The organism is Amycolatopsis sp. cmx-8-4 (genome assembly GCF_046548675.1).
Classification (GTDB): Bacteria; Actinomycetota; Actinomycetes; order Mycobacteriales; family Pseudonocardiaceae; genus Amycolatopsis.
The window spans coordinates 282,159-298,848 of the sequence record NZ_JAEBDZ010000009.1 but is presented as its reverse complement, the minus strand read 5'-3'; the positions used below and the strand labels follow the sequence as shown (position 1 = coordinate 298,848).

The following is a 16,690-nucleotide window of genomic DNA, read 5'->3' as shown; positions in this document are numbered from 1 at the left end:
GTGATGACGGCTCCGGATACGGGCCGTCATCGCTTGATAGTGGTCCGGGAGAGCAGGGCGATGGCCAGCACCGTCACCTCGCGCCGGAAGCAGCTCGGAAACGAGCTCCGGCACGCCCGCACCGCGGCGCGGATGACACAGCAGCAGGTTGCCGAGGTTCTCGGCTGCACCCAGGGCAAGGTCAACAAGATCGAGTCCGGTGCCGTCGGGGTCAAGCTCGGGGATGTGCGATCGATGCTGAACGCGTTCGGGATCAACGGCGAAGAGGCCGACACGCTGATGAACCTGGCGCGCGCGGCCGCCGGGCAGCGCGGCCACTGGTCCGGCTACCGCTCCGTGGTGCCGCACTGGTTCCGCACCTTCACGGACCTGGAACCCGCCGCCGCGGAGATCCTCACCTGGCACGGCGAGCGCATCCCCGGCCCGCTGCAGTCCGAGCACTACATGCTCAAGCAGTTCACCGAGTTCGGCGCCACCGACGTGACGTCGCTGGTGCGCAACCGGCTCGACCGCAAAGCCGTGTTCGAACAGCAGCAGCCGCCGTACTACCGGTTCATCATCAGCGAAGGCGCGCTGCGCCGGGCGCCCGGCGGGTCCGCGCCCGCGGTGATGCTGGACCAGGTCGAGCACCTGCTCTCGCTCGAGCGGCACGCGCGGGTCTACGTCCACGTGCTGCCCTTCGGCGCGCGGCTGGCCGCGGTGCCCAACGACTTCACGATCATGCGCTTCCCGGATCGCACCCGCGACTTCGTCTACATCGAGCACTCCGCGGGCGGGCTGTACCTCGACGACGTCAAGGACTTCAACATCTTCGTCGACTCGTGGGACAGGCTGCGCGGAGCCGCGCTGGAGCGGCAGGAGACCCGGCAGTTCCTCAAGGAGCTCGCTGAGGGTTACCGCGCGCAGATGCAGCAGAGCCAATAGGGCGAACGGCCCCGCGAGGCGGCCAAGTGGTGAACAACTTTCGGTAGAGTGCTGCTGTTGCGCCCGAACCCACCACCGGCTGCGTCATCCGAAGGGGACATCGTGGACCCCGACTTCCTCCCCGACGCCGTCGACCTGGAACGGCCGAACGTGGCGAGGATCTACGACTGGGCGCTCGGCGGCACCGCGAACTGGGCGGTCGACCGGCAGTACGGCGAGCTGGCCCTGCAGGCCTTCCCGCTGGCGCGCGCCCTCGCGCGGGGCAACCGCGACTTCCTCGGCCGCGCCGTCCGCTACTGCCTTTCCCAGGGCATCACGCAGTTCCTGGACCTCGGCTCCGGCATCCCGACCGCGGGCAACGTGCACGAGGTGGCCGACGACCACGTCGACGACAGCCGGTGCGTGTACGTCGACAACGAGCCGGTGGCCGTCGCGCACGGCCGGATCCTGCTGGAGGAGGCCGGTGACGCCGGCCGCCACGCCGTCCTGCACGCCGACCTGCGGGACGCGCAGGACGTCTGGGCGGCCGCGCTGGCCACCGGCGTGCTCGACCCGGACGAGCCGATCTGCCTGCTCAGCGTGGCCGTGCTGCACTTCCTGCCCGACGCCGGCGGCGTGCGCGAGGCGATCCGCGACTACCGGAAGCTGCTCGCGCCGGGATCGGCGTACGTGCTGTCGCACGCGACCGAATCCGGCGTCGGCGGTGCGGAGCTGGAGCAGATCAGGCGGCTCGTGAAGCTGTCGGAGCGGTCGAGCTCGCCCGCGGTTTCCCGCTCGCTCGACGAGATCGCCGCGTTCTTCGGTACCTTCGACGTGGTCGAGCCGGGAATCGTGCCTGTGGGAGAGTGGCGCCCTGACCCCGGCGCCGCCACGGTCCCCCTCGCGAGCGTGGTCGGCGGTGTCGGCCGCAAGCCTGGAGGACGGAACGCATGACGACGCAGGATCCCGAAGCCCCCGAAGGCGTCGACCTCGACCGGCCGAACGCGGCCCGGATCTACGACTGGTTCCTCGGCGGCGACGCCAACTGGGCCATCGACCGGCAGTTCGGCGAGCAGGCGGTCAAGACCTTCCCGATGATCAAGACGGTCGCCCGCGTCGGCCGGGACTTCCTCGGCCGCGGCGTGCGCTACCTGGCGCGCAACGGGATCGACCAGTTCCTCGACCTCGGCTCCGGCGTCCCGACGGTCGGCAACGTGCACGAGGTCGCCGCCGAGGTGAACCCCAATGCGCGGTGCGTCTACGTCGACAACGAGCCGGTCGCCGTCGCCCACTCGCAGATCCTGCTCGAGAAGGAAGGCGTCGCGAGCCGGCACGCGGTGCTGCAGGGCGACCTGCGCGACCCGGCCGACATCTGGAAGCGCGCGCTCGACACCGGCGTCCTCGACCCGAACCGGCCGATCGGGCTGATCATCGTCGGCGTCCTGTACTTCCTCGGCAAGGACGAGCCGGTGGCCGAGACCATCCAGAAGTACCTGTCGCTGCTGCCGTCCGGCTCGTACTTCCTGTCCTCGCACCTGACCACCGAAGGCCTCGACGCGCTGGCCGACTCCGACAGCCGTGCGTCGGTCGTGGAGCAGTACAACAAGTCGAGCACCCCGCTGTACCTGCGCAGCAAGGCGGAGTTCACGTCGTTCTTCGACGGCTTGGAGCTCGTCGAGCCGGGCATCGTCTACCTGCCGGAGTGGCACCCGGAGGAGATCGAGTCCCGGGCGACGAAGAAGCTCGCGAACGACCCGGCGTTCAGCGGCCACATCTGCGGTCTCGGTCGCAAGCCGTGAGCGTGACGGCCGCCGCCTACGACGCGATGGCCGTCCGATACGCCGAGTTCGTCCGTGAGGTCTGGGACGCTTCGCCGTTGGACAACGCCGCCTTGGCCGCGTTCGTCGACCACGTGCGTGGCGCCGGGCTCGTCGCCGACCTCGGCTGCGGGCCCGGCCACCTCACGACGCACCTCCGGGACCGCGGCGTGGACGTCTTCGGCGTCGACCTGTCGCCGGCGATGATCGAGCTGGCCCGGGCGGCCGCGCCCGATCTGCGGTTCGAGGTCGGTTCGATGGCGGCGCTGGACGTCCCGGACGCCTCGCTCGCCGGGATCCTGACGTGGTACTCGATGATCCACACCCCGCCGGAAGACGTGCCGGGGTACTTCGCCGAATTCACCCGGACGTTGGCGCCGGGTGGTCACGTTCTGTTGGGCTGCTTCGAATCCGACGGCGAGCCGCTGACGGTGTTCGACCACGCGGTCACCCCGGCCTACCGATGGCCGCTCGACGACCTGGCCGGGCTGGCCCGGGACGCGGGCCTCGTCGAGACGGGTCGCGTCTACCGCGTGCCCGGTGAAGGCGAGCGTTTCCGCCGCGGCGCGCTCTTGCTGCGGAAACCGTAGGCCTTCACGGCTTTCAGGCCCGGGAACGGCGAGAGCCCCGGTTCGTCGTGAACCGGGGCTCCTTCATGATGGTGAGGGTGGAACGCGGTCAGGCGCGCGAGCCGATCCGGCCGCGCAGCAGCGGGGTCAGGTCGATCGCGGTCTCCAGCGGGCGCGTCGTGCGCACGCCGTCGGAGTGCCGGGCCGGGACGTCGAGGTCCGTGGCCCAGGTGGTGGTCTTGCGCAGCGGCGCCTGGATCAGGCTGAAACCGAAGCGGTCCCGCAGTTCGGTCGCGATCCCGCGGCGGCCGCGGTGTTCTTCTTCACGTCGTAAGAGCGAGTTCAACCGGACGGCCATCGTCTACACCCCCAGCTCTCGTCGCGGTGACCTGGCGGGTTCGCCGGTGGTCAGTCCGAGACAGGGTTCACAAGGCATGCCGACCCCGGGGGTCAGCCATTCGACATCGGTGCGGGAAAGCGCTTCCCCGCACTTGGTACGGACCAACGCACTCGTGGCCGCGGTGGCCTCCACGCCGAAGACGTGGACCACCCGGCGGGCTTCACCGGCGGTTCCCTTGGCGAGCCTGCCCACGACGACGGCGCCTGGTGGCGCGCTGTCCTCGACGATCACGCTGGTCCTCCCCCATGAGGTACTGCGTTGGTGGATGGTGTGCTGTGCGCGGCCGGCGCGGCGATCGTGCCGCCCGCCGCATGCGGGTTGTCGTTCACCGACAGCGCCGCCCCCGGCCGATGCGATTAATCCTACTCCTGGAATAATCTTCATGTCGAGGCCGGAGCTAGTTGATCACCCGCTTGGCCCTGCACTCTGCTCCATTGAGACACTGAGTAGCCGGGAGCGGGTACCTTCGACCAGGTTGCGGCCGCGCCCCCCATCGATCCACGGAGGTACGACCCATGGCGGATTATCCGTCGTTCGCGGATTACGATCCGAGCACGGCCGTGTCCCTGTTCGAAGAGGCCGCGTGGGAGAAGTCGTTCGCCAGCGAGCCCAACGGCGGCAGCTGTGTCGAGGTCAACCTGGGTCGGGAAGGCCTGATCGGGGTCCGGGACACCAAGCTCTCGACCAGTCCGGTCTTCGTGTTCGACTCCGCCGAGTGGGAAGCGTTCCTCGTCGCCGTGAAGGCGGGGCAGTTCGACCTGCCCGCCTGACGTATCCCTTGACTGGGTGATGATGATCACCCGACCGTGTAAGAAAGTGACGAAGGCCCCCTTCCTCTACGGAGAAGGAGGCCTTCGCGACGGCGTGGATACGGCTGACTGCCGTATGTGACCGATATCTCACCCGATTGCCGGGAGTTCCCCTCCCCGCAACCGGCCACGGGTCCGACGCCACGCCAGCACGACGATCACCACGAGCCCGATCAGCGGGAGCGTGCTGATCGCCCAGCTCAGTCCCATCGGCGGCCCCGGCTGTTCGAGCACCGGCAGCGCGCGCAGGTCGCCGGTGCCGGGCCCGGCCGGCCCGTTCACCGCGAAGCGGAACGTCCAGTCGCCCGGCCGCGGCATCGAGCGGACGTCGAGCCCCCAGACCTCGCGCTTGCGCGGGTGCCGGACCAGCTGCTGGATCCGGTTCTTCCCGCCCTCCGGGTTGATCATCGTGAGCGTGCCGGACTTGTCCGCGATCCCGCCGTCGGGGATGAAGGTGAAGTCCAGCGACTGCTCCGCGCGCAGCGGCCAGGTGCTGAAGCCGATCGTCATCCCGTACGGCCCGGCCTGCACGTGCTCGGTGTGCACGATGTTGACGGGCTCGTACGCGTTCGCCGGTGCCTCGGTGGCGAACAGCAAGCCGATCACCGCGGCCAGGGCCAGCACAATTCGTCTTTTGGGGGTTCCGGGTGGCGTAGCCCCCGGCCGGGGCGTAGCCCCGAACAACACTGTCTTACGCATCAGCGGTTTCCCCCTTCTTCGCGGGCGCCAGCAGGCAGAGCATCCCGCCGAACCGCCACCCGGCGAACCCGCCGAGCAGCCCCAGTGCCGCGCTGAGCACGGCGGTCGTCGTCAGGTACCAGACCGGCGGCACGTGCGCGCCGGTGTAGAGCATCGCGCGCTGCAACGGCAGGCTCAGGCCGATCAGCAGCCCGGCGACCCCGCCGACGACCACCGAAACGCGGCCCACGCGCCAGCCGCGACGACGGCCGAGCAGGTAACCCAGCTCCATCAGCGCGGCGACCGGCAGCAACGCCATCGGTGTCAGCGCCGGCATCTCCGGCACGCCGGAGATCGCGTCCCGCATCGGCAGGCCGACGAGATCGGCGTAGGACTGCGCCGCCCACGGCGAGAACCACCAGAAGAGCGCCTGCACGACCGCGACCATCGCCGCGGTGCCGAGCGCCCCACCCGGGCGCCGCAGGAATCCCGCGCCGACCGCGACCAGCAGCACCGCCATCATCGAGCAGCCGATCGAGACGGCGTCGGCGTAGTCGTCCGGCACCTGCTGCAACCCGAGCGCCAGCACCGGCCCGAAGGTGAGCAGCACGGTGAGCGACGCCAGCGTGCCGATCCGGCCCCAGCGGTGTTCGCGAGCCGAGGCGAACACCGCGGTCGTGCCGATCAGCGACACCGTGATCGACAGCAGCAGGCCGATGTGCGGCGGTGAGTCGATCACCGCGTCGAAGCCGTAGAGGCCGTGCCACCACTGGTCCCAGAGGCCGTACACCAGGAACGTCGCGGCGCCGACGCCCGAGACCAGGTAGCCGATCGGGGCCGCGAAGGTCTGGCCGAACACGTTGACCACGCGCCCGCCGACCCGCGGGTCGACCGGACGGCCCGCGCGCCGCGCCGCCGTCGTCAGCAGCACGACGGCGAGGCTCGCCAGGCCGACGACCGCGCTGCCCGCGTACAGGAACAGGTGCGGCAGCGTGAAGAACGTGTCCGGCCCGACGTCGCTGTGCCACTGGATGTCCCAGGTCAGCCCGACCAGCGACAACAGCGAACCGCCGAGCACGACGTTCGCCGGCAGCAACCCCGTTCGCGCCTGTTTCGCCACCGACGTGGTGTGCACGCCGGATGCGGTGAGATCCATTTCCCCCGACCTTTCTTTATTTGACCAGCAACGAAAAGACGACCTGCGCGGGCCCGCCGGGGCCGCGCAGCGAAACGGTGATCTCCCACTGCCCGGACATCGGCAGGCCGACGTCCGCGGCGCGGAAGCGGCCGGGGCCGTCCGGCCCGGCGGCCACGGGCGCGAGCGCGTGCCCCATCTGCGCCATGACCGGCGCGACGGTGACGGCTTCGGGCGCCGGTCCGGTCACCGCCACCGCGAACGTGTTGCCGCCGATGCGCGGCTGGTCCGCGGAGAACTGCACGGTGTACGGGCCGGAAGTCGCTTGCTGCGTAGTGGGTTTCGCGCCGCTGCCACCCCACAGCAGCCAGGCGGCCCCGGCCGCGACGACCAGCGCGACCACGGTGATCAGCAACGTCGGGCGTTTCATCGGGCGGCTCCTGTCGTCGGGACGTCGACCACCGCGGGGATCGTGAGCACGCGGTAGCCGCGTTCCGCCTGCAGCCAGATCCGGTACCGGCCGGGCGCGGCGAAGGTGTAGGTGAAGCCGACGTCCGGGCCGTACGCCGCGACCGTCTCGTCGGGCCGGTCGAGCTGGCCCGCGACCGGCGGGATCATGGCGTGGACGTGCGCCCACGTCGGGGCTTTCGCGGCGGCCGCGCCGACGTCCGGCCCGGTGATCGGCCCGGCGACGATGAGGTGGCCGAGCATGCCCAGCCACGGCTGGAGGTCGCCGGCAGGGAAGTGCGCGGTGACGGTGGTCGGCGTGCCGGGGGAGATCGTGAGGTCGACCGGGGTGCCGTCGACCGTGCGCGGGCCGGCGCCGGGCGGTTCGGGCGTGGGCGCGGCGGTGCCCCGCAGGTCCACTGTGGACCGGGCCAGCTGGACGCCGCCGCCGCGCCGGACGAGTTCCGCGGCCACGGCGTACGTGCCCGCCTCCGGATCGGCCAGCCGGACGCGGTAGTCGCCGGGGCCGACGCGCACCGGGTGCAGGTGGCTCATCCGCCCCGACGGCGAGACGACGACCAGGTGCACCAGCGCGTTGTCGTGGATGAGCAGGTCGTCGACCGGCAGCCCGGTGGCGCCGTCGGTGAGCGCCAGCCGCAGGTCACCGGCTTCGGCGCGCACCGCGAGGTTCACCGGCGGCCGTGAGTAGTCCACTGTGGACAACTGGGCGTTCGCGTACGGGTCGGTGACGTTGTCGAACGTCGGGTCGAGCTGGCTGCCGGGCGCGGGTGGCGGGGGAGTGCTCGCCGACAGCAGCGCGCCGGTGACCGCGACGGCGAGGGCGGCGACCATGCCGCCCGCCGGGATCAGCGCGAACGCCGTCCGCCGCGCCCGGACCCCGACGACCAGCGCGAGCAGCAGGAACACCCCCGCCGCGACGAACCCGCCGTAGGTCGCCTTCTCCCACGGCGGCACGACGCGCGCGGGCACGAGGAACGGGATCGTCGCGGCCGGCCCGGTGCCGTCGCTCAGCGAAAGCAGCCACGGCCCGGGCTTGCCGACCTGCAGCGTCCCTGGGTACACGCCCGGTTCGGCGCCGAGGACGACGTCACCCCGCGACGTCACGACGCCGTCGGCCGCGACGGCCAGGTGCAGCGTGCCGGGCGCGGTGCCCTGGTGCGTCACGACGTCGACCCGCAGCGGCGACGGCGTCGTGTCGACCCGCCGGATGATCACGGTCAGCTCGCGCGCGCCGAGCGTCTGCGCCACCTGGACGTCGGCGCCGGTCGGCGCGCCGTCGGCGTGCGCGGTCCCCGTGCCGAGCGTGATCCCCAGCAAGGCCAGCAGGAGCAGCAAAGTCGCTTTAGGTGTGGTCCCCATCGTGGTCTGAACCTAGCGACGCCGCGGGGTGGCGGGCGTCACGGCGGGGAGGGAACCTCGATCCCCTCCCCGGGGGACCCGGACCCCCGGGGATCTCAGGGGTTCAGGAATTTCCGCAGGTGGGAGACGACTTCGCCGGGCTGCTCCTCGGGCAGGAAGTGCCCGCACTCCGCGAGCGCGACGCCGGTGACGTCGGTCGCGTACTCCCGCCAGATCTCCAGCGTCGGCAGCGTGCCGAGCAGGCCGTTCGCGCCCCACAGCGCGAGAACCGGCTGGGTGAGCCGCTTTCCGGCGGCGAAGTCGGCGTCGTCGATTTCGGCGTCGTCCGGGAAGGACGCGCGGTAGTCGTCGAAGCCGGCCCGCAGCGCGCCGGGCTGGGAGAACGCGCGGACGTACTCGGCGACGGCGTCCGGGTCGAGGGTGTGGCGCTGGTAGGTCCAGCGTTCGTAGAAGTAGCCGAGGTAGCCGGCGATGTTCTGGCCGGCCAGCAGCTCGGGCAGGTCGGGCTGCAGGTGGAAGAGCCAGTGCCAGTAGGCCTTCGCGACGCCGGTGTCGAGGCGCTGCCACATCGCGCGGGTCGGCGCGATGTCGAGCACGGCGAGGCGTTCGACCTGGTCCGGGCGGTCGAGGGCCCAGCGGTGCGCGACGCGGCCGCCGCGGTCGTGCCCGGCGACAGCGACTCGCTCGTAGCCGAGGTGCTCGGCCAGCGCGGCGACGTCGGCGGCCATGGTGCGCTTGTCGTAGCCCGACTTCGGCTTGTCGGTGCGGCCGTAACCACGCAGGTCGGGGGCGATCACGGTGTGCGTCTCGGCCAGCGGTGCCATGACCTGGCGCCAGCAGTGCGACGTCTGCGGCCAGCCGTGCAGCAGGAACAGCGGCGGACCGTCGCCGGCGCGCAGGTAGTGCATCCGCAGGTCGTTCACCGTCGCCATGTTCTCTAACCGGTTCATGGGGTTAGACGGTACGCGGGGTTCTAACCGCATTCAAGGGTTAGGATGAAGGCATGGAATGGGTCTTCGACGGCGGCCGCGCGTGCCTCGACCTGGTCAACACCCGACGCTCCCGGCACACCGAGGGCGTCGAGCTGCTGACCGGTCCGGACGCGCTGGCCGAGTGGCTCGGCCTGGCCGGCTTCACGGCGGGCGCGGTCACGGCCGGGAACGTCCTGGCCGCGAAGGCGTTGCGCGAGGCGATCGACCGCGTGCTGCTCACCCGGTTGCCCAGGTGGAAGGACGTCGACCTGGTGAACACCACGGCCGCCGCGGCCCCGGCCGCACCCCCGCGGCTGGCGTTCGACGGCGGTGGGTTGCGTCGCGAAGTCCCGACGCCGCCCGACCCGGTGGCGGCGGCGTTCGCTGCGTTGGCGGCGGACGCGATCGACCTCGCACCAAGCGGCGCCGCGGTGCGCATCTGCGCGGCCGACGACTGCGGCCTGCGCTTCAGCGACGCCTCCCCGCGACGCAACCGCCAGTGGTGTTCGATGGCCCGCTGCGGCAACCGCGCGAAAGCCCGCGCCCACTACGCCCGGCTCCGCTCCGACACCCCCTGACGTCCCAACCGCAACTTTCTCTGCGAAAGCTCCACCGGAGACCTGAGCGGCACTTTCCCTACGAAAGATGCGTCTCGGGGCGGGCGCCGGGGCCGTCGTCGTGGCGCACCAGCAACCGGTAGGCGCGGGGGTGGGCGCGGAACCAGACGTTGAGCTTCCCGACCCAGCGCATCGGCGCCGTCCGCAGCCAGGCCGGGATCGGCGTGCAGGCCAGCCGCACGAGGCCCGCGAACCGCGTGAACCGCCGCTGGTCGCGGTCCGTCCACTGTAGACCGAGGCGGGCCCGGACCGTCGGCGGCAGCGTCGCGCTGATCAGGAACAGCTGGCCCTGGACGTGCCGCCGCCACCACGAGTCCGGCAGCCACGAGACCGGCTTCCGGACCGTCCGGAACGTCTCGAAGAGCGTCTCGAGCGTCGCGTTCGATTCGAAGCCCGCGACCATCCCGTCGTAGTAACGCTCGAACGCGGCCCAGTCCGGCGGCAGGTCCTGCTCGCGTACGCCCAGCATCCGGCCGACGTCGCACATCTGCGCGTAGTACTCGTCCAGCTCCGAAGTGGACAGTGCACGGCCGAAGAACCGTTGCGCGTCAACGGGAGCCTTCACGAGTGTGGCGTGCACCCAGGCGTAAGCGGCCGGGTTCAGCGCGCTGTACCGATGTCCGTCGGAGACGCCGGTGAAGCCGCGGTGCAGGGAACGCAACCGCTCGGCTTCGACGCGCGCGCCCGCGTCGCCGCCGTAGACGTAGATCGCGAGCGACGCGACGGTGCGCATCAGCCGCGTCCACGGGTCTTCCGTGTAGTTCGAGTGATCGCGCACGCCGGCCGCGACGACCGGGTGCGCCACCTGCAGCACCAGGACCTGCCCGGCCAGCAGCCCGTCGCGGAAGTCGCCGAAGTACCTCCACGCGGCTGTCCCGCGCACGATCGGGCGGGCCATCAAGCGCCGCGGATCAGCATCATCAACGGCTCGGCGATGGGCGTCGCGGTGTCGCCGGTGGCCAGCCGGCGCAGCTGCAGCCCGGCGATCAACGCGACGACCGGCCCGGCCAGCCGGCGCGGATCCGGCACGGACAGCGCTTCGAGGATCGTCACGGCGAGTTCGTCGTACGCCGCGAAGCAGCGCGAAGACGCTTCGCGCAGCTCCGGGTCGCGCGCGGACTGGAGGTACAGCTCGTGCGCGCCGAGCTCGTCGGCGCCGAACGGCAGCTGCGCGATCACGTGCTCGACGATCGTCGCCGCCTGCTCGAGGCTGAGGCCGTCCGACCGGTGGCCGTCGACGATCGCGCCGAGCTTGGTCGTCTCCTCCTCGACGAACAGCAGCATCGCCTCGCGCAGGAGCGCCGTCTGGCTGGGGAAGTGGTAGGTGAGCGTGCCGAGCGAAACCCCGGCGGCGGCGACGATCCGGCGGTTCGTGAGGCCGCCGACGCCGTGTTCGCCGACGACGGTCAGCGCGCCGCGCAGGATGGCTTCCCGGGTGCTTACCAGCTTGTCTCGGGATGCCGCTCCGGCCACCGCTCGACCTCTTCCAGTTGCGCGGCAAGCGAAATCAGCCGCTCCTCGGCGTGCGACGGGCCGAGCAGCTGGGCCCCGAGCGGGAGCCCGCCTGCCGTGCGCCCGGCCGGGACGCCGACCCCCGGCCAGCCCAGCACGTTCCACGGCCAAGCGTACGGGCAGGCGGCGATCATGGCCTGGTCGGTCTCCCAGGCGGAGAGGCCGTCGAAGGTGCCGATCGGCGGCGGCGGGGTCGCGGTCGTCGGCGTCAGCAGGACGTCGACGCGGCCGAAGACCGAGCCGATCCGGCGGTGCAGCCCCGGCTCGAGCGCGCGGGCGAGCCGCAGCGCGGGCCCGGCGAGCAGCCGGCCCTGACCGGCGTTGCTGCGGGTGCGCGGGTCGAGCCCGGCGCGGTCGGGCACCCACAGCGTCCAGTCGCGGACGCCGGTGAGCGAGCGCGGCAGGAACGTCAGGCCGATCAGCCCGTAGTCCGGCTCGATCTCGACGATCTCGTGGCCCAGCCCGGCGAGCGACTCGGCGAGGCGGCGCACGGCGGCTTCGACGACCGGGTCGAGCCGGGTCCTGGTGGCGGTGAACGGGATCCGCGTCGACAGGCCGATCCGCAGCCGGCCGGGCTCGCGGGCCGCGGCCGCCTGGAACGTCCGCCCGGTGCCCGCGGTGACGTCGAGCAGCAGGGCGGCGTCTTCGACGGTGCGCGCGAGCGGGCCGAGCACGGTCAGGCCGTGGAACAACTCGCCGTCGGTGGGGATGCGGCCGCGCTGGGGCTTGATGCCGACGAGCCCGGTCCACGCGGCGGGGATCCGGACCGAGCCGGCGCCGTCCGAGCCGAGCGCGGCCGCGATGACCCCCGACGCCACCGCGGCCGCGCTCCCGCCCGAGGAACCGCCGGGCGTGTGCCCGAGGTCCCAGGGGTTGCGTGTGGTCCCGAAGGCCGGCCCTTCGGTGAACGGCCATTGGCCCAGCTCGGGCGTGTTCGTCTTGCCGATGATCACGGCACCGGCCTCGCGCAGGAGCGCGACGGCGGGCGCGTCCCGGGTGGCGGCGGGGAAGGTGCCGGGACAGCCGAACGCGGTGGGCAGCCCGGTGAGGTCGACGTCGTCCTTGATCGCGACAGGCACCCCGAGCAGCGGCCCGCGTTCGCCGGCCGCGAGCCGCCGGTCGGCCGCGGCGGCGTCGGCCCGGGCGTCGTCGTCGCGGAGGTAGCGGAAGGCGTTGAGCGTCGGCTGGCTCGCGTGCGCCCGGCCGAGCGCGGCCGCGGTGAGTTCCGCCGCGGTGACCTCGCCCGCGGCGAGCTGGGCGGCCTGCGCGGCGAGCCCGGTGAAGTCGAGCCCGGTCTTCGGTGTCGCGGTCATGGCTGCCCCCGAGGGTTCTCGTTCGTTCGAACGAACGTTACCGGATACCGACGGTCTCCGGCCACTCCCGCTTTACTGTGGGCGGACAACCGACCTGGAGGGCCGATGACGTTCGACTTCGACCGATTCCCGACCGCCGCGCTGGACGCCGCGCCCCGCGTCGACCTGGGCGGTTGGCCGACGCCGCTGCACGAAGCGCCCCGGCTCGGCGAAGCCCTCGGCCTGCCGAACCTCCTGCTCAAGCGCGACGACGTCCACCCGCTCGGCGCGGGCGGCAACAAACTCCGCAAGCTGGAGTACCACCTCGGCGCGGCCCTCGAGGCCGGCGCGGACACCGTCATCACCTTCGGCGCCCTGCAGACCAACCACGGCCGCCAGACCGCCGCGGCCTGCGCGAAGCTCGGCCTGCGCTGCGAGCTCGTCCTCACCGCGAAGGTGCCGCGCGACGGCGACGCGTACGAGCACTCCGGCAACATCCCGCTCGACTGGCTCTTCGGCGCGACCGTCCACGTCTGCGCCGACGGCGAGGAGACCGGCCGGACGTACGACCGGCTCGTCGCCGACGCCGCGCAAGAGGGCCGGAAGATCGCCATGGTCCCGGTCGGCGGCTCGAACGACCTCGGCGCGCTCGGCTACGTCCGCGCCACCTACGAGCTCGCGACCCAGCTCGCCGAACGCGGTATCGAGCGCGCCCACCTCGTCGTCCCGCACGCCAGCGGCGGCACCGCGGCCGGGGTGGCGCTGGCCGCCGGGCTGCTCGGTGGCCTCGGCGTCGGCGTCGCCTGCGTCAGCCACCCGCTCGACGAGGCCACGCAGAACCTGCGCGAACTCACCTCCGGCGCGGCGAAGCTGCTCGGCGTCGATCCGCCGTCGCTCGACCACGTCCGGCTGGGCGACGCCACGCTCGGCCCCGGCTACGGCATCCCGACCGACGCGGTCTGGGACGCGCTAAGGCTGTTCGGGCGCACGGAAGGCGTCGTGCTCGACCCGGTCTACACCGGCAAGGTGGCCGCCGCGCTGGTCGAGTGGGCGGGGCACTTCGCCCCGGACGACCACGTGGTGTTCCTGCACACCGGCGGCATGCCCGGCCTGTACGGCTACGCGCCCGAATTCGCGGCGGCCGTCGAACGCTGACTCCAGCCGGGTCGCCACCCGCAGCAAGGTGAACAGCAGCACGACGTCCGCGAGCAGCAGCGCCCGCTGCGTGACGCCGATCGGCACCACGTCCGAAACCGCGTGGAACGGTTCGACGCCGGCTTCGCTCAGCCGCACGAACACGAAGCTCAGTGCGAAGAGGCCGAACGCGACCGCGCTCAGCCGGAGCGCGCGGACGACGGCGACGCGCTCCGGCCGGCCCTTCAGCGGCTCCAGCAACGTGAACGCCGCGCCGGGCAGGCTGCAGAACGCGACCAGGCACGCGTAGAGGTGGACCTCGCCGCTCAGCGGGTTCGGCGCCTCCGGGTAGCTCGCCGGGAACACCGCCGCGGCGGCCATCCCGAGCGACCAGAGCGCGAGCAGCAGCCGCGTGGTCCGCGACAGCGGCACACCCGCGACGTGCAACGCGCCGAGGACCGCCAGCGAGCCGACGGCCAGGGACAGCACGCTCGCCGCGAGCATGCCCTCGCCCCGGTCCGTGACGGTGTAGCTCGACAGCGTGTCGTACACCGGGTCGTGCGAGCTGATGATGTGCAGCACCACGGCCGTGAACAGCCCCCAGCCGATCGCGCACACCGCGACGAGCCGCCACGGGCGTGTGCGTTTCCCCTGTTCCGTCCCCATGCCGTCCAGGGTCCCGAAGAACCGGACGGCGGTGATCCGGGAAGACCCTGAACTACCCCCGGATCAGACCCTGGAACAGGCGGCGAAGTCGACGAGGACGAGCGCCTGGTCGTCGTGGCGTTTCGGGCGCGGCCAGCGGTCGCCGTCGGGGTCCTGCTTCTCGGCCGTGCGGACGGCGTCGAGCACCGCGTCCGGCCCTTTGGCGCGGGTCGTCGCCAGGACTTCGCGCCAGTCGAACAGCGTGTACTGGTCGACGCCGATGGACACGCCGTCGCTCGCGAGCAGGACGGCGTCGACGTCGGCCCGCGGCCAGCTGCGCCGGACCGAGTGCGCGGCGGCGCCCGGATCGGCTTCGGCGACCCAGAAGCCGTCGTGGGCGTTGCGCCGGCGCCGGACGTCGGCGCCGGTCTGCAGCATCCCGCGTCGCCGCAGGCCCGCGAGCCGGTCGTCCGAGACGACATCGACGCCCTCGGTACCGAAGTCCTTGGAGTCGCCGAAGCCGATCACCGGGCTGTCGGCCAGCACCAGCGCGTCGACGCGGTCGTCGAGCCAGCGCACGGCCGCGACGGTGCTCGACGGCGAGCGCTGGGGGCGCAGCTCGTTCTCCGCCGTGACGACGGCGATCGCGGTGGTCAGGACGTCGGTGAGGTCGGCTTCGGGCGTGGTGCGCAGGTCGTCGGCGAGCCGCCGGGCCAGCCGTTCCGCGTACCAGCCGCCCGGGGGCAGCGAGGGGTCCGACGAGGTGGCGCCGTCGAGGAGCAGAACCGCGTTGTCCAGCACGACGACGTGGTCTTCGGTCGGGCGGGGGTGGCCGTCGGCGCCCACCCCGGCCCGCTCGGCGATCACGATCTCGGGCATCACCCGACTGTACGGCTCCCGGGCGGGATCCTCGCGCTGACGACGTCAACTCAGGTTGACAACGCCAAGACGTCAACGTAGGTTGACGTCATGACGGAAGCGACAGACCTGGCCGCCCGGGCCGGCGACCGCGATCCCCGAGTGGGACTGCGTGCGGTCGCCGCGCTCCGGCGGCTGTTGGAACAACTGGAGACCGTGCAGGTCCGCAGTGCGCGGATGCACGGCTGGTCGTGGCAGGAGATCGCCGCCGAGCTGGGGGTCAGCCGGCAGGCCGTGCACAAGAAGTACGGGAGGCACTGATGTTCGAGAGGTTCACGGCCGACGCGCGGCTGGCAGTGGTCGAAGCGCAGATCGTGGCGCGGGAGTCCGGGTCGGTGGAGATCGCGCCACCGCACCTGCTCGCCGGCCTGGTCAAGATCGCCGACGGTGACGGCGTCCGGCTGCTCGCCGAGCTGGGCGTCTCCACCGAAGACGTCACCGCGGAACTGGAGCGCACCCGGCGCCGCGGCGGGGTCAGCGACGCCGACGCCGAAGCGCTCACCGAGTTCGGCATCGACGTCGAGCAGATCGTGGAACGCGTCGAGCAGACCCACGGCGCGGGCGCCCTCGCCGGCCGGCTCGGCAAGGCCAAGCGCGGGCACATCCCGTTCACCGCCCAGTCGAAGAAGACGCTCGAGCTGAGTCTCAAGGAAGCCGTCCGGCTGGGGGACAAGCACCTGGGGCAGGAGCACATCCTGCTGGCGCTGGCCCAGCAACGCGGCACCGACGACGTCCTCGCCCGCCGCGGCGCCGACTACATCACGCTGCGGCGGATCGTGCAGCAGCGCAAAGCGGGTTAGTGAACGGTCTCCTGCTCTTCGCTCTGCGGTTCGCGCCACACGACCAGGGGCAGCAGGATCTGGGTCAGCGGACCGATCGCGAGGGCGTAGAGCACGGTGCCGACTCCGACGGTCCCGCCGAGCAGGAACCCCGCGCCGACCACGGTGATCTCGATGCCGGTCCGGACCAGCCGGACCGACCAGCCGGTGCGTCCGGCCAGCCCGGTCATCAGGCCGTCGCGGGGGCCCGGGCCGAGCCGGGCGCCGACGTAGGTGGCGGTCGCGACGGCGTTCAGCAGGACCCCGCCGACGAGGAGCGCGATCTGCCAGCCGAGGTCGTGCTGGTCCGGGAGCACCGCCCGGACCAGGTCGACCACCACCGAGATGACCACGACGTTCGCGATGGTGCCGATCCCGGGCCGCTGGCGCAGCGGGATCCACAGCAGGAGCACGGCCACCGAGACCACGCCGGTCACGGTGCCGAACGTGAGACCGGTGCGTTTCATGACGCCTTCGGCCAGCACGCTCCACGGTTCCAGGCCCAGGCGGGCCCGGGTGACCAGGGCGACGCTGGCGCCGTAGAGGGCGAGGCCCGCGAGCAGCTGGAAGCTGCGGCGGGCGGGGTCACGGGAGATCCGGACGGGCCGGAGATCGATCTGAGCCACGTCACCACTATCGACCTCA

Annotated in this window: 21 protein-coding genes and 1 pseudogene; 9 read left to right on the top strand and 13 right to left on the bottom strand. The window is 72.1% G+C overall.

Translation table 11 applies throughout. The annotated features are described in order from the left end of the window. The first annotated feature begins 60 nt into the window (after nt 1–60). From ACLJQZ_RS21760 to ACLJQZ_RS21745, 4 genes are all read left to right on the top strand, one after another. Nucleotides 61–924, top strand: a complete 864-nt coding sequence (locus ACLJQZ_RS21760; protein WP_410621746.1) for a helix-turn-helix domain-containing protein — start codon at nt 61–63, stop codon at nt 922–924. A 102-nt stretch (nt 925–1,026) separates the two neighbouring features. Then, nucleotides 1,027–1,857, top strand: a complete 831-nt coding sequence (locus ACLJQZ_RS21755) for an SAM-dependent methyltransferase (RefSeq protein ID WP_410621745.1) — start codon at nt 1,027–1,029, stop codon at nt 1,855–1,857. Continuing rightward, nucleotides 1,854–2,702: an SAM-dependent methyltransferase gene (locus tag ACLJQZ_RS21750; RefSeq protein ID WP_410621744.1), complete on the top strand. Its 849-nt coding sequence runs from the start codon at nt 1,854–1,856 to the stop codon at nt 2,700–2,702. The genes ACLJQZ_RS21755 and ACLJQZ_RS21750 overlap by 4 nt, the downstream gene beginning before the upstream one ends. A 2-nt stretch (nt 2,703–2,704) precedes the next feature. Beyond that, the gene (locus ACLJQZ_RS21745) at nt 2,705–3,310 is read left to right on the top strand and encodes a class I SAM-dependent DNA methyltransferase (RefSeq protein ID WP_410621817.1); all 606 of its coding nucleotides are present in this window, start codon (nt 2,705–2,707) and stop codon (nt 3,308–3,310) included. 88 nt (nt 3,311–3,398) lie between these two features. Here the strand turns inward: ACLJQZ_RS21745 and ACLJQZ_RS21740 are convergent, their stop codons facing one another. Beyond that, nucleotides 3,399–3,647, bottom strand: a complete 249-nt coding sequence (locus ACLJQZ_RS21740) for a hypothetical protein (protein WP_410621743.1) — start codon at nt 3,645–3,647, stop codon at nt 3,399–3,401. 3 nt (nt 3,648–3,650) lie between these two features. Beyond that, entirely contained in the window at nt 3,651–3,920 is a 270-nt protein-coding gene (locus ACLJQZ_RS21735) for a hypothetical protein (protein WP_410621742.1), read from the bottom strand. A 284-nt stretch (nt 3,921–4,204) separates the two neighbouring features. On the opposite strand from ACLJQZ_RS21735, the gene ACLJQZ_RS21730 reads away from it, so the two are divergent. Beyond that, the gene (locus ACLJQZ_RS21730; RefSeq protein WP_247060194.1) at nt 4,205–4,459 is read left to right on the top strand and encodes a DUF397 domain-containing protein; all 255 of its coding nucleotides are present in this window, start codon (nt 4,205–4,207) and stop codon (nt 4,457–4,459) included. 129 nt (nt 4,460–4,588) lie between these two features. On the opposite strand, the gene ACLJQZ_RS21725 is transcribed toward ACLJQZ_RS21730, so the two are convergent. The 5 genes from ACLJQZ_RS21725 to ACLJQZ_RS21705 all read right to left on the bottom strand — a co-directional run bounded on the left by ACLJQZ_RS21725 (nt 4,589) and on the right by ACLJQZ_RS21705 (nt 9,088). Next, nucleotides 4,589–5,122, bottom strand: coding sequence for a hypothetical protein (locus tag ACLJQZ_RS21725; RefSeq protein WP_410621741.1), 534 nt, complete (start codon nt 5,120–5,122; stop codon nt 4,589–4,591). Nucleotides 5,123–5,189: 67 nt separating this feature from the next. Then, nucleotides 5,190–6,332 (bottom strand): hypothetical protein, encoded by a 1,143-nt coding sequence (locus ACLJQZ_RS21720; protein WP_410621740.1) that lies wholly within the window; start codon nt 6,330–6,332, stop codon nt 5,190–5,192. 16 nt (nt 6,333–6,348) lie between these two features. Continuing rightward, nucleotides 6,349–6,741 carry a FixH family protein gene (locus ACLJQZ_RS21715; RefSeq protein WP_410621739.1) on the bottom strand — a complete coding sequence of 131 codons (393 nt, stop codon included), beginning with the start codon at nt 6,739–6,741 and terminating at the stop codon, nt 6,349–6,351. Further along, entirely contained in the window at nt 6,738–8,138 is a 1,401-nt protein-coding gene (locus ACLJQZ_RS21710; protein ID WP_410621738.1) for a hypothetical protein, read from the bottom strand. Before ACLJQZ_RS21710 ends, ACLJQZ_RS21715 begins: the two co-directional genes overlap by 4 nt. A 95-nt stretch (nt 8,139–8,233) precedes the next feature. Further along, the gene (locus ACLJQZ_RS21705; protein ID WP_410621737.1) at nt 8,234–9,088 is read right to left on the bottom strand and encodes an alpha/beta fold hydrolase; all 855 of its coding nucleotides are present in this window, start codon (nt 9,086–9,088) and stop codon (nt 8,234–8,236) included. A gap of 53 nt (nt 9,089–9,141) precedes the next feature. Here ACLJQZ_RS21705 and ACLJQZ_RS21700 point away from each other — a divergent pair, with 53 nt between their 5' ends. Continuing rightward, nucleotides 9,142–9,687 carry a CGNR zinc finger domain-containing protein gene (locus tag ACLJQZ_RS21700; RefSeq protein ID WP_410621736.1) on the top strand — a complete coding sequence of 182 codons (546 nt, stop codon included), beginning with the start codon at nt 9,142–9,144 and terminating at the stop codon, nt 9,685–9,687. Between the two features lie 58 nt (nt 9,688–9,745). On the opposite strand, the gene ACLJQZ_RS21695 is transcribed toward ACLJQZ_RS21700, so the two are convergent. The 3 genes from ACLJQZ_RS21695 to ACLJQZ_RS21685 are packed head-to-tail and all read right to left on the bottom strand — an operon-like array spanning nt 9,746 to nt 12,551. Then, nucleotides 9,746–10,624: an oxygenase MpaB family protein gene (locus ACLJQZ_RS21695; RefSeq protein ID WP_410621735.1), complete on the bottom strand. Its 879-nt coding sequence runs from the start codon at nt 10,622–10,624 to the stop codon at nt 9,746–9,748. After that, nucleotides 10,624–11,199, bottom strand: coding sequence for a TetR/AcrR family transcriptional regulator (locus ACLJQZ_RS21690; RefSeq protein WP_410621734.1), 576 nt, complete (start codon nt 11,197–11,199; stop codon nt 10,624–10,626). The genes ACLJQZ_RS21695 and ACLJQZ_RS21690 overlap by 1 nt, the downstream gene beginning before the upstream one ends. Continuing rightward, entirely contained in the window at nt 11,166–12,551 is a 1,386-nt protein-coding gene (locus tag ACLJQZ_RS21685) for an amidase (protein ID WP_410621733.1), read from the bottom strand. The genes ACLJQZ_RS21690 and ACLJQZ_RS21685 overlap by 34 nt, the downstream gene beginning before the upstream one ends. A gap of 105 nt (nt 12,552–12,656) precedes the next feature. On the opposite strand from ACLJQZ_RS21685, the gene ACLJQZ_RS21680 reads away from it, so the two are divergent. After that, nucleotides 12,657–13,685 carry a D-cysteine desulfhydrase family protein gene (locus tag ACLJQZ_RS21680; RefSeq protein ID WP_410621732.1) on the top strand — a complete coding sequence of 343 codons (1,029 nt, stop codon included), beginning with the start codon at nt 12,657–12,659 and terminating at the stop codon, nt 13,683–13,685. Nucleotides 13,686–13,766: 81 nt separating this feature from the next. Here ACLJQZ_RS21680 and ACLJQZ_RS21675 read toward each other — a convergent pair. Then, nucleotides 13,767–14,330: pseudogene (locus ACLJQZ_RS21675) on the bottom strand (DUF998 domain-containing protein); the annotation flags it as partial. Nucleotides 14,331–14,393: 63 nt separating this feature from the next. Further along, the gene (locus ACLJQZ_RS21670) at nt 14,394–15,188 is read right to left on the bottom strand and encodes a hypothetical protein (protein WP_410621731.1); all 795 of its coding nucleotides are present in this window, start codon (nt 15,186–15,188) and stop codon (nt 14,394–14,396) included. Nucleotides 15,189–15,278: 90 nt separating this feature from the next. On the opposite strand from ACLJQZ_RS21670, the gene ACLJQZ_RS21665 reads away from it, so the two are divergent. Together ACLJQZ_RS21665 and ACLJQZ_RS21660 are read left to right on the top strand one after the other, a co-directional pair. Next, on the top strand, nt 15,279–15,488 hold the full coding sequence (locus ACLJQZ_RS21665; protein WP_410621730.1) for an ECF-type sigma factor: 210 nt from the start codon (nt 15,279–15,281) through the stop codon (nt 15,486–15,488). Beyond that, entirely contained in the window at nt 15,488–16,027 is a 540-nt protein-coding gene (locus ACLJQZ_RS21660) for a Clp protease N-terminal domain-containing protein (RefSeq protein WP_410621729.1), read from the top strand. The genes ACLJQZ_RS21665 and ACLJQZ_RS21660 overlap by 1 nt, the downstream gene beginning before the upstream one ends. On the opposite strand, the gene ACLJQZ_RS21655 is transcribed toward ACLJQZ_RS21660, so the two are convergent. After that, entirely contained in the window at nt 16,024–16,671 is a 648-nt protein-coding gene (locus tag ACLJQZ_RS21655; RefSeq protein ID WP_410621728.1) for a YczE/YyaS/YitT family protein, read from the bottom strand. The genes ACLJQZ_RS21660 and ACLJQZ_RS21655 overlap by 4 nt on opposite strands. Between the last annotated feature and the right edge of the window lie 19 nt (nt 16,672–16,690).

What these genes read in the sequence shown, in the direction of transcription:
- ACLJQZ_RS21760 (WP_410621746.1), top strand. Translation starts at nt 61, where the DNA reads ATGGCCAGCACCGTCACCTCGCGCCGGAAGCAGCTCGGAAACGAGCTC.
- ACLJQZ_RS21750 (WP_410621744.1), top strand. Translation starts at nt 1,854, where the DNA reads ATGACGACGCAGGATCCCGAAGCCCCCGAAGGCGTCGACCTCGACCGG.
- ACLJQZ_RS21740 (WP_410621743.1), bottom strand. Translation starts at nt 3,647, where the DNA reads ATGGCCGTCCGGTTGAACTCGCTCTTACGACGTGAAGAAGAACACCGC.
- ACLJQZ_RS21730 (WP_247060194.1), top strand. Translation starts at nt 4,205, where the DNA reads ATGGCGGATTATCCGTCGTTCGCGGATTACGATCCGAGCACGGCCGTG.
- ACLJQZ_RS21720 (WP_410621740.1), bottom strand. Translation starts at nt 6,332, where the DNA reads ATGGATCTCACCGCATCCGGCGTGCACACCACGTCGGTGGCGAAACAG.
- ACLJQZ_RS21715 (WP_410621739.1), bottom strand. Translation starts at nt 6,741, where the DNA reads ATGAAACGCCCGACGTTGCTGATCACCGTGGTCGCGCTGGTCGTCGCG.
- ACLJQZ_RS21710 (WP_410621738.1), bottom strand. Translation starts at nt 8,138, where the DNA reads ATGGGGACCACACCTAAAGCGACTTTGCTGCTCCTGCTGGCCTTGCTG.
- ACLJQZ_RS21705 (WP_410621737.1), bottom strand. Translation starts at nt 9,088, where the DNA reads ATGAACCGGTTAGAGAACATGGCGACGGTGAACGACCTGCGGATGCAC.
- ACLJQZ_RS21700 (WP_410621736.1), top strand. Translation starts at nt 9,142, where the DNA reads ATGGAATGGGTCTTCGACGGCGGCCGCGCGTGCCTCGACCTGGTCAAC.
- ACLJQZ_RS21695 (WP_410621735.1), bottom strand. Translation starts at nt 10,624, where the DNA reads ATGGCCCGCCCGATCGTGCGCGGGACAGCCGCGTGGAGGTACTTCGGC.
- ACLJQZ_RS21685 (WP_410621733.1), bottom strand. Translation starts at nt 12,551, where the DNA reads ATGACCGCGACACCGAAGACCGGGCTCGACTTCACCGGGCTCGCCGCG.
- ACLJQZ_RS21680 (WP_410621732.1), top strand. Translation starts at nt 12,657, where the DNA reads ATGACGTTCGACTTCGACCGATTCCCGACCGCCGCGCTGGACGCCGCG.
- ACLJQZ_RS21670 (WP_410621731.1), bottom strand. Translation starts at nt 15,188, where the DNA reads ATGCCCGAGATCGTGATCGCCGAGCGGGCCGGGGTGGGCGCCGACGGC.
- ACLJQZ_RS21665 (WP_410621730.1), top strand. Translation starts at nt 15,279, where the DNA reads ATGACGGAAGCGACAGACCTGGCCGCCCGGGCCGGCGACCGCGATCCC.
- ACLJQZ_RS21660 (WP_410621729.1), top strand. Translation starts at nt 15,488, where the DNA reads ATGTTCGAGAGGTTCACGGCCGACGCGCGGCTGGCAGTGGTCGAAGCG.